Raw genomic sequence first — 10,772 nt, forward strand, 5'->3', positions numbered from 1 at the left:
ATCAACGGCGAGACGCATTCCCTTTGGCGGGCTGTGGATCACGAAGGTGAGGTGCTGGAAAGCAACGTCACAAAGCACCGGGACCGCAAAGCCGCGTTGAAGTTCAAGACATCAATGAAGCGCCACGGACGTCCTCATACACTGGTGAGCGACAAGCTTCGATCCTACGGCGCTGTGATGAAAGTCATTGGCAATGCCGACCGGCAGGAAACGGGCCGCTGGGAAAACAATCGGGCCGAGAACGCGCACCCGCTGCCTGACAGTGGTTTGCTTGCAAAGCATGAAAAGGGGCCGTTTCGACGACGAGAACGCGCCATGCAGCGATTCCGCAGCATGCGATGTTTGAAAAAGCTCGCCGCCGTTCATGCCGCCGTCTATACTCATTTCAACCAGGAGTGCGCGCTCTACACACGCGCCAATTTCAAGGCCAACCGTGCCGCCACTCTTGCGGAGTGGTGCGGGCCTTGCGCGGCATGAAGGGCAGTCTTACTGTTCTAGTAGAGACTAGTTCGCATTCGTCTGACAGCACCTTTGCGATCATTGTAATCCATCTGAACGATTGTATCGTCGGTAAATGACTATCGGAGGAACGCATAAGGTTGACCATGTGCCCACCGCAGACCCGCGTCTGGAAACAGAGAGCGATTGGCGCACTCACATGAAAGTGCCCATGGAAGCTGGCATGGCGATGGACACGAAAGTTCCATCCCGCGTTGGGAAAACCCCGAGGGCAACGCTTGCAGCCGCATTTTTGCTCGCGAAGATGGGTGACCCAATCGGTGCGCGCGAGCGCCTCGGTTCTCTGGAAAAAAAGCTGGCGGAAGACATCCTAAATGATGGGTCGCTAAAATGTGAAATCTTGCTCGTCGACGCGCACATCAGGGTCTACGAGGATCGTGCACTGACCAAGTCAGATTCAACGCGTTTGTCACAATTGCTTTCAATGCTGCCAGCGGAGGATCGCGTCGGGCAGGCTTTGGCGTTTAATCATCTGTCGACCGCTGCTCTCCATCGAGGAGAATTCGATCGCGCACAGGATCATGCTGAAAACGCAATTAGACTTTACAGGCTGGGCGAGGCTCAATTCGGATCGTTGCACATGCATACGCACCTTGGCCAAATACGGATGATGAGGGGTGATTTGACTGGTGCGATCGCACAATATGATGAGATGGAAACCAGTCTGGATCAGTTGGCGGGCGATCCACAGGGGCTTCGAGCGATATGTCAGGCGCTGAAGTCAGAAGTGTTTTACGAGATGAACGATTTAGGGACTGCGCAATCGCTATTGGATGATGCTCTGGCAAGCATTGAACATGCCGACGCCTGGTTAGATGTTTTGGCAGCGACCTACCGTGTGCGCGCACGTCTTGCATTCGCGCGGGCCGGTCTGCCCGGTGCATTGAGCGAACTCGCTCATGCTGACGCAGCGGCGCGCGCACGGCAGATGCCGCGCTTGGCGCGCTTGATGGCTGTCGAGCGCATTCGGGTCCTGACGCTAAGCGACGAGATCAGTACAGCCAACAAGGAAATGATCACTATCGGGCTGGACCCCAGCAAACTCGATGCGGATCAGCCAGAAAGAGACTGGGGCTTGCGCCACGGCACAACCAATGTCGCAATAGCTCGTTGGTTGGTACGGGCACGTCGTCCTAAACGCGCGCTTGATTTCATCGAGTTGGCGGAGGAGACCGCAATTCGCGGCGGTCAGTTGCTGTCACTGGCAAAGCTGCGCGTGATCCGCACGCAAGCCTTCTGGCAGTTGAATGCCCGCCGCGATGCGACGAATGCACTGGTATCTGCGATCCGCTTGCTAGGTAATCAGCCCTTTCGCCGCTTTATATTGGATGAGGGGCTCGCGCTACAGCCAGCAGTGCAAGCGGTTTTAGATGGGGATCATTTGAGCGTGCCGATTGGCGGGGCACAAAGGCGCCAGCTTTCGGAGATATTGCATTATTGGTCTTCGGGTGCCCACCCGTCGACATTAGGCCATCTAGAAAGCGAGCAAGTCCTTGTAAGTAGACGCTACTTGGAGCTTTTGGCGCAAGGTCATTCAAACAAGGAAATCGGGCGCATAATGGGCGTATCGATCAATACGGTGAAGTACCACCTCAAGCAGATATTTGGCGATTTGCGCGTTAACAATCGGGCGCGCGCGGTTAGTCAGGCGCGTGAGCTCGGAATAATTAGCGACTAACTACCCGAATGGGTAGTCGTGTCACAGGCCGCTCAACCTCAGACTGATATCTATAACTGCTGATCGGATCAGGGGGATTCGTTGTTGAGCTGGGTTCATTTGATCACACCTATCGTAGCCCAAGGTTTTCGAGCCGCTGCTCTGCCTGCGCCCGATGGCTGTAAAGTGACGAACGCTCAAATCCGTCCGGGCCCGGCCTCTATAGAGTCTGCTGTTGATGAGGTTTTGGCTGCACCGGGGGTGATCGACGCGGCGATTATGGCCGAAGCCGACGGCGCACAGGCCATCGTGATTGATTGCATGCTCGATCCTGGCCTCGATGCTGCACGCGAGGCCATATCCATCCCCGTGATTGGGTGCGGAGAAGAAGCAATGCGCGCTGCTGGGGCACCCTTTGCTGTGGTCACAGTTTTACAGCGTCAGGAGCGTGCCTTTGGCGATCTGGCCCGCAAGTACGGGTTCGCGGACCTGATGACCGGTACGATCGGGATAGGTGTTCCTGTGTTGGCGCTTGAAACTGACCGAGCCAATGCTGTCGCGGCCACCATAAAAGGATCAGAGAAAGCGGTCTCAGGTGGCGCTGAAGTTATTATCTTTGGGTGCACCGGGATGCTGGGTTTTGCGGATGAGGTCAGCGCAGCACTCGATGCAATCAAGGTGATCGATCCTCTTCCAAACGCGATCGCTGCAGCCCACATTGCCGCTCAGAGTGGAAAAAAAACCGATAAGATGGTCTACCCCGCCCCGGACGCGAAATCTGTTGTGGGATTTTCAGAGTGGAGTGCGCTGGACGCCTTGATGAGAGGGCGCAGCGATGGCTGATGGAAAAATGTCCCAGCCACGCAGCCTGTCTCAGCACCAATTCAAATGGCTGCTTGTTGTGCCGCTTGTAGCATTTTTTGTGTTATTTTTCGTCATCCCGGTCGGGCTGTTGTTCGCAACATCTTTTAACCCGGCAAAAGTCGGGCAAGTTGCGCTTGTTTCCGACCTTACCTTTGACAACTATATTCGGTTCTTCTCGCGCTCGAACTATTTGATGGCCGCCGGGCGCTCGATCCTATTGGCCAGCATAGTTTCGGTGATCACATTGATCGTCGCGTATCCTATGGCCTTTGTTATAGCCAAAACAGAGAACCCCGCACGCAATACATTCCTTTTGATCTTAGTTTTGGCGTCAATGCAGCTGGATATGGTTATCCGTCTATATGGCATGATGGTGATTTTGGGCGACAACGGGCTGATCAACCAGATCTTGCAGGAGCTCGGTCTAACGGATGGTCCGGTTGCACTGATGTACAACTTCCGCGGTGTGGTTTTTGGTTTGGTACAATTCGCAATACCCTTCATGGTCCTTACATTGGTCGGCGTAATCAAGGGCATTCCCTCCAGTCTCGAAGAAGCCGCGCGCTCGCTTGGCGCATCGCGCAGGCGAGCGTTCATGCGCGTTACTCTTCCGGCATCAATGCCGGGTATTTTGTCGGGGTCGCTTCTGGTTTTTGCACTGTCAATTTCATCCTACATCGTGCCTGCATTGATGGGCGGGTTCCGTGTCGGTGTGCTGCCGATCCATATTTATCAGCAGGTAGCAGAGAGCGCTCGTTTTCAGTTTGGCGCGACGATCGCTGTGATCCTGTTTCTGATTAGCGCAGCAGCCGTTGCAATTTACTTGAGGCTGGGAAATCGGAAATCAGGGGGGCTTGCCTGATGGAACGCGCTATCCCTATCCCAATGCTGATCCTCGCGATCCTTGGCTTTTGCTATCTGTTGTTTCCGATATTGGTTGTGGTCTTGGCCGGGCTTACAACTGGCGAGTTTTTGACCTTTCCCCCCAAAGGTCTTTCCTTGCGATGGGTGATCTCGTTCCTTCAATCTGAGAAATACCTTTCGGCATTCTTCTTTTCCTTCAAGCTTGCTTTGATGACGATGGTTGTTTCGACGATCCTGGGAACGGCGGCGGCTGTATTCCTTGCCCGGTCACGTTTTGTAGGACGCTCAGCGCTGCGTGCTTTCTTTCTGTCGCCAGTGGTCCTCCCGGGTGTGGTGGTTGGATTTGCCCTCTACGCGTTTTTCATTACGAGTGGTTTGGGCATATCACGCACGATCTGGGGTTTGTGGGTCGGTCATATTCTCTACTCAACACCCTACGTAATCGGCACTGTTGGCGCGTCTTTGGCGACATTCGACGTTTCCTTAGAAGAAGCCGCGCGCAGCCTCGGAGCCTCTCCGCTTCGCGCATTTCGCAAGATTACCTTTCCCAACATTGCGCAGGGCATTCAGGCAGGATCAATCTTTGCCTTCATTGTCAGCTTTGGTCAGTTCGAGGTCTCGCTGTTCCTCTCAGCGCCTAATTCCGAACCACTGCCAATCGCGATGTATAATTCTCTGCGCTATAAATTCGAGCCCGATGCTGCCGCGGCTGGCATCTTTGCAATCACTCTTGTCATCGCATCGGTTCTTCTCACGAACCGACTGGTGAACATCCGTCGCCTGTTGGAACGGCAAGACGGGTAATTTCGAAACCAACCTTATGGAGCAATATCAAATGACCAAGAAAGCAACACATAGCAGACGTTCCGTTCTTAAGGGCGGATTGACACTTGGCGCTGCTGCAACCGTGCCAAACATGTTCTACATCAATCACGCTTGGGCCCAGGACGTTGTATATGACGGCGGTGTATTTGACGCAGGCGGCGCAACACTAAACGTCGCAGAATGGGGCGGCGGCTGGGAAGAGTTTGTGCGCAAGGCACTGACCAACCAGTTCGAAGAGGACTTCAATTGCAAAATCAACTGGGACACCTCGTTCCCTTGGTTCCCAAAATTCGTGACCCAGGGAGCTAACGATCCTGTTTATGATGTGGCCAACTGGAACTTGCCCAATCTGATGCAGACGAATGCGGCTGGTGACTTCTTCCTTACAACGGACGAGATCAAGGCCAATGTCCCCAACGCTGCGGACTGCTGGGATTTCGCCTTTGCGAGTGGCGCCGGGGTGACCTGGGCCTATCAGCCTTACGTCTATGCATACCGCACGGACCGGGGTGCTCCGGTAAACAACTTCCGCGATTTCTTTGCCGCGCGCTTCGCTAATAAGCGGGGCACCTACGCGACAGAAAATGGTCTGATGCACGCATTCTTCATGGCGACGGCCAAAGAGTTCGGCAAGGATCAGTACGACATGGAAGCTGCCTTCACGGCGCTTGAAGGCGCTATGCCGATGAAGATAAGCGAATTCACGTTCAATATGCTTTCGCTTTTGGAGCGTGGAGAAGTCGATATAGCGGTGCATATCGAAGGTGAGGCTCTTACGCTCAAGCGCCAGGGCGCTCCAGTCGATGTATGGGAATGGGACAGCAAGCCAATCTTGACCCAAACTAAGACGATCAGTCGCTATGCAGATCCGATGCAAAAGAAACTGGCTCTTGCTTTGCTAAATAGAACTCTGTCGCCAGATTTCCTTGAGCCATTTGGTGAAGAGTTCTTGTGGCGCCCGACGAACAGTAAGGCAGCGATGCCATCTGCGTTAGCCGCGGAAGGTGTGACCAATACTGCAGACGCCGTATCGGCATATTGGGTCCCAGACTGGGATTTCTTTGTTGCCAACAAGGAAGAGATTACGGACCGTTTGAATCAGATTTTCGGACTTTGATCCCTGTTGACCGGGGGCATATTGCCCCCGGTCACCCCAGAAGGAACGCCGATGGCCTACGTAGAATTCAAAGCAATCGCCAAGAGCTTTGGCAATTTCGTTGCCGTCGCAGATCTTGATCTAGAAATTGAACAAGGTGAGTTTTTCTCCCTGCTCGGTCCTTCAGGCTGTGGAAAATCTACGACTCTGCGGATGCTTGCTGGCTTCGTCAAACCCACAAAGGGCCACATCAATGTCCATGGTCGCGATGTTACCGCTCTGCCGCCAGAGGCCCGGGACATTGGGATTGTTTTTCAGAATTACGCGATTTTTCCGCACATGACCGTGTTCGACAATATTGCCTTCGGTTTGGTGGAACGCAAACTTTCCCGCCCCGAGATCAAAAAGAAGGTTGATGCCGCTTTGGCCGAAGTTGGGATGACCGGCTTTGAAGATCGCTATGAGCGCGAGTTGTCTGGTGGACAGAAACAGCGAGTAGCGCTGGCGCGGGTTCTGGTGATCGAGCCTGAGATATTGCTTTTGGATGAGCCGCTATCAGCGCTGGACAAGAAGATGCGGGAGGAGATGAAATTCTGGATCAAGAACATCCAGAAATCCGTCGGCATCACAACGATCTATGTCACCCACGACCAGTCAGAGGCCCTGACGATGTCGGACCGCATCGCGGTCATGGATCAGGGCCGTGTTTTGCAGGTTGGCTCTCCAGTAGAGATTTATGAGCAACCTGCCTCGCGTTTCATCGCCGAATTCATTGGCGAATCCAATCTTTTGAAATGCCAAGTTACAACGCTTGATGGCTCAGCCTGTAGCGTCAACCTTGGGGATGTATCCATCCCCGGACGTTTGTCTTCAAACGCATCAGTTGAGCCTGGCCAGGATGTCGCCCTTTTGGTCCGTCCCGAAATGATCCGGTTGCGCCCGATCGAAGCGAACGAGCCGCCAAAACTGCAAGGAACGGTGTCTGAAACAATCTATCAGGGCTCTGTCGTGCGCTACCGCATTCACGCAGCTGGTCAGGAAATAATGGTCGAAGTTGCCAATCGCCCAGATCTGCCCCGGCTCAATACTGGTGACAATGTCGCGACATATTGGAGCGCGGAAAGCGGCGTGGTGATCCCGTGAAAATAGGGGTGGATGTCGGCGGCACGAATACGGATGCGGTTGTGTTGGGCACAAAAGGTGTCCTTGGCTGGCGCAAAACCCCTACCACAGCGGATGTCTATTCGGGTATCGTTGCAGTCATCAAAACGGCCATCGCGGATGCGGGCATCGACCTCGCAGATGTCGATTGTGTGATGATAGGCACTACCCAGTTTACCAACGCCGTAATCCAGCGCAGGTCGTTGCTGCCGGTTGGAATTATACGCTTGGCGCTTCCCGCAACCTCGGCCATTCCGCCACTGACAGACTGGCCGGATGAATTGGTTCACCAGATCGGGCGCAATGCATATCTGGTGGGCGGTGGCTACGAGTTCGACGGGCGCGAAATCGCGCCGCTGGACGAAAAGGCTGTGGCCGAAGCGGCGCGCGCATTTCGAAAGGAGGGAATTCGGACGGCTGCGATTACTTCGGTATTCTCACCTATGAACGGCAACATGGAACGGCGTGCCGCCGAGATCGTGCAAAACGAAGTTCCGGATGTTGCCGTGTCTCTCTCCTGTGAACTCGGTCAGTTCGGCCTATTGCCTCGCGAGAATTCCACGATCATCAACGCGGCCCTGTCCGAATTATCAAGTCATGTCGTGCATGCGTTTCGCCGCGCATTGCACGAGCTTGGGCTGGATGTCCCGCTGTTCATTAGCCAAAATGATGGCACTCTTATGCGCGCCGATGATGTGCAGCGCTATCCGGTTCTCACCTTCGCCTCGGGTCCTACGAATTCCATGCGTGGCGCGGCCTATCTGGCTGGAATTCAAGATGCGATGGTGGTTGATATTGGCGGCACGACGTCTGATATCGGCATGCTGCGGAACGGCTTTCCACGCCAGTCCACCAACTTCGTCGACGTAGGCGGTGTAAAAACGAACTTCCGCATGCCTGATGTGTTGGCAGTGGGGCTGGGCGGGGGGAGTCTTGTTCGCGAGGATGGACGAAAAGTCGGACCGGACTCCGTTGGATATGAGCTGACAAATAGTGCGCAGTGTTTTGGCGGGGACACACTGACTGCCACTGACATCGCTGTGGCAGGTGGTTGGGCTGACATCGGTGACCGATCGCTCGTACGTGCCAACAAAGCTACGATTGACGCGGCCCGCGCTGCCATGCGCCAGTTACTTGATGTGAATGTTGAGCGTATGAAAACAGAAGCGGCAGATTTACCCCTGTTGGTCGTTGGCGGCGGCGCAATCCTGGTAGATTGGCCAGTTCAGTCAGTCTCGGAGGTGCTAAGGCCGGACTACTCCTCTGTCGCCAACGCTGTCGGCGCAGCGATTGCCCAGGTGTCGGGCGAGGTCGAGCGTGTCGTTACCCTAAACGAAGCAAACCGGAACACCGTGTTGGATGACGCCCGCCAAGAGGCCAAAGACAAAGCAATCAGCGCGGGCGCAACGGATGAGAGCGTGGAAATCATCGAGGTTGAGCAGGTGCCAATCAGCTATTTGCCCGGCAACCCGACGCGTCTTCGCGTTAAAGCCGTCGGTGATCTGCCAATTTAGGAAGTATTATGGAACTGAGGATCGAAGATGTTGACGACTTGTGCACCGGGGCTGCATTTCTCGGTGCCGGTGGGGGAGGGGACCCTTACATCGGTGGGCTGATGGTAAAGCAGGAACTGGCCGCCGGCAGGAAAATTGAAATTCTTGATCCAGATGGGCTGGACGACAGCAAACTGATCATACCCACGGCTATGATGGGCGCACCAACGGTGCTGTTGGAGAAAATCCCATCGGGGGAAGAACCGATCCGGGCTCTTCGTGTCGTTGAAAAAGAACTTGGACGGCGGGCTGACGCGACAATGCCAACTGAAGTTGGCGGTATCAACTCGACAATTCCACTATTTGTTGGCGCGCGGTTGGGTATCCCAGTGGTGGATGCGGATGGTCAAGGGCGTGCCTTTCCTGAATTGCAGATGGAAACCTTTGCCATCGAAGGCGTCGCGGGTTGCCCGTTGGGCATTTCGGACGAAAAAGGCGACACGGCATTGGTCATGACTGACGATAACCATCGTATGGAGTGGATTGCTCGTGGCATCACCATCCGGTTTGGTGGAACCGCCTATTTTGCAAACTACCCTATGAGCGGCGCTGAGGTAAAACGAAGCGCCGTTAAGCATACCTTGACTCTGGCACGGCGTATTGGCGAGATCATTCATAATTCCCGCCATCGCAAAAATGATCCCTTCGAAGAACTCTGCCAATTTATGGGAACGACAAGCTACGCAGTGGCGCGGGTAATTTTTGATGGCAAGATCATCGATGTCGACAGGCGGACCATGGAAGGGTTCACATTGGGCAGCGTCTCGATCGACAATCCAAATGGCCGTTGCACCATTGAGTTTCAGAACGAGAACTTAATTGTCCGCGCTGAAGGCGAAGTCTTGGCCATAGTGCCGGATATTATCTCAATCCTCGATGCGGAAACTGCAGTGCCCATCACAAACGAAACTTTGCGTTACGGGCAGAGGGTTAAAGTCGTCGCAGTGAGGGTGCCGCCCATAATGCGATCTGATGCAGCGCTACGCCAGTTTGGCCCGCAGGCCTTTGGGATGTCGGAAACCTACAGTGCGCTTGAGTGACGGCATGAATGTCGGTTTTCTCCCTCTTTTCCAACTTTCCTGCCCCCTTTAACTCGGCCTCCAAACGTCGCTTGAGAGGGCACTTGGCGCACCAAGGGCGAGCCCGTAAGAACGAGGTGCCAAGCGACCTGGTGCTAGGCTTGGCAATTCACATGACGGGTCAGATACTGGATTTTACTAGCACTTCCTAAATCTGCTAGGTGCCAGTGGTCGATATCCTTCTCACAATAAAATTGCAGGTATAGGAAAGCAAATGACCGTCTATCTAATCCGGCACGGACAATCGGAATTCAATGCTGCTCACAATGATGGTGACCCGGACCAAATGATTTTTGATGCGCCGTTAACGGAAAAAGGGCGCAGACAGGCGGAACAAGCAAGAGTCGCAATCATCGAGCTTGGAATTCAGCAGGTCATAACGTCCCCGTTGACCCGCGCCGTCCAAACAGCCCTTACAATTTTCCAAGGTGTTGCGCCGATAAACGTGCTGGCAGGCCACCGCGAACTTCTAAGTCATAGTTGCGATGTAGGTCGCTCTCCAAGCGCTCTGCAGATGGAATTCCCGAGCCTGTCTTTCGACCATTTGGATGAGATATGGTGGCATCAGGGGCCGACGAACAAGTATGGCGTTCCGGTCGAGCCAAGGGATATTTTCAAACAACGTATAAGAAATTTCGCTCTGGAACTTAACCAGATGGCGGATATTCAATTGGCGGTGGTCGGCCACGGAGACGCCTTTAAAGAACTGGCGGGGGTCTCGATGGAAAATTGCGAAATCTGCGAATACCTCAATTAATTAGCGATACCTGCACCGGTTCGGGGTGGCTCCGTCGGTTCGAAATGTCGGGAGGCGTCGAACCGGGAAGCGCTCTTATCTTAATTAAGTCTGGTAAGCGCAGCTATGGTTGGCTTCGTTAAACTCAGCTGAACGCCACATCATGGCCCATTGCGATCAGTATGGATTTCGCGGTCCACGGTCCGTTGAAAGCGATTGCTGGCTACGCTCGACAATGAGTTCGATGGCATCTGCAAGGTGTTCCTTGTCGATGTGGTGATCGCCACGCTCCACGCGGATCCGGTGGGCCTCGATCATCACGTCTGCATGCCGGCTCCCCTCGGGCGGTTCGAACCGGTAGCTCGCCAATTCGATGCGGAGACCCAGAGGATCGCGGAAATAGATCGAGTCCATGAAA

General features: G+C 54.3%; 10 protein-coding genes and 1 pseudogene. 10 read left to right on the plus strand and 1 reads right to left on the minus strand.

What is annotated here, in order from left to right; all coding sequences use genetic code 11:
* The 10 genes from Q1B15_RS22465 to Q1B15_RS22510 all read left to right on the plus strand — a co-directional run.
* A partial coding sequence (locus Q1B15_RS22465; RefSeq protein ID WP_299758312.1) for a DDE-type integrase/transposase/recombinase occupies window positions 1-477 on the plus strand: 477 nt, incomplete at its 5' end.
* Between the two features lie 181 nt (window positions 478-658).
* Window positions 659-2,197: a LuxR C-terminal-related transcriptional regulator gene (locus Q1B15_RS22470; RefSeq protein WP_299758315.1), complete on the plus strand. Its 1,539-nt coding sequence runs from the start codon at window positions 659-661 to the stop codon at window positions 2,195-2,197.
* An 84-nt stretch (window positions 2,198-2,281) separates the two neighbouring features.
* Entirely contained in the window at window positions 2,282-3,019 is a 738-nt protein-coding gene (locus Q1B15_RS22475; protein ID WP_299758318.1) for an aspartate/glutamate racemase family protein, read from the plus strand.
* Window positions 3,012-3,902, plus strand: a complete 891-nt coding sequence (locus tag Q1B15_RS22480; protein ID WP_299758321.1) for an ABC transporter permease — start codon at window positions 3,012-3,014, stop codon at window positions 3,900-3,902. Before Q1B15_RS22475 ends, Q1B15_RS22480 begins: the two co-directional genes overlap by 8 nt.
* On the plus strand, window positions 3,902-4,708 hold the full coding sequence (locus tag Q1B15_RS22485; protein WP_299758323.1) for an ABC transporter permease: 807 nt from the start codon (window positions 3,902-3,904) through the stop codon (window positions 4,706-4,708). The genes Q1B15_RS22480 and Q1B15_RS22485 overlap by 1 nt, the downstream gene beginning before the upstream one ends.
* 31 nt (window positions 4,709-4,739) lie before the next feature.
* Window positions 4,740-5,846 carry a hypothetical protein gene (locus Q1B15_RS22490; protein ID WP_299758325.1) on the plus strand — a complete coding sequence of 369 codons (1,107 nt, stop codon included), beginning with the start codon at window positions 4,740-4,742 and terminating at the stop codon, window positions 5,844-5,846.
* Between the two features lie 51 nt (window positions 5,847-5,897).
* Window positions 5,898-6,968 (plus strand): ABC transporter ATP-binding protein, encoded by a 1,071-nt coding sequence (locus Q1B15_RS22495; protein ID WP_299758327.1) that lies wholly within the window; start codon window positions 5,898-5,900, stop codon window positions 6,966-6,968.
* Entirely contained in the window at window positions 6,965-8,500 is a 1,536-nt protein-coding gene (locus Q1B15_RS22500) for a hydantoinase/oxoprolinase family protein (RefSeq protein WP_299758329.1), read from the plus strand. Before Q1B15_RS22495 ends, Q1B15_RS22500 begins: the two co-directional genes overlap by 4 nt.
* A gap of 8 nt (window positions 8,501-8,508) precedes the next feature.
* Window positions 8,509-9,579: a DUF917 domain-containing protein gene (locus Q1B15_RS22505; RefSeq protein WP_299758332.1), complete on the plus strand. Its 1,071-nt coding sequence runs from the start codon at window positions 8,509-8,511 to the stop codon at window positions 9,577-9,579.
* 253 nt (window positions 9,580-9,832) lie between these two features.
* A complete protein-coding gene (locus Q1B15_RS22510; protein WP_299758335.1) occupies window positions 9,833-10,375 on the plus strand; it encodes a histidine phosphatase family protein in 543 nt (180 codons plus the stop codon).
* Window positions 10,376-10,531: 156 nt separating this feature from the next.
* On the opposite strand, the pseudogene Q1B15_RS22515 reads toward Q1B15_RS22510, so the two are convergent.
* Window positions 10,532-10,772: pseudogene (locus Q1B15_RS22515) on the minus strand (VOC family protein); the annotation flags it as partial.

Source organism: uncultured Boseongicola sp. (assembly GCF_937988555.1).
Taxonomy (GTDB): domain Bacteria; phylum Pseudomonadota; class Alphaproteobacteria; order Rhodobacterales; family Rhodobacteraceae; genus Boseongicola.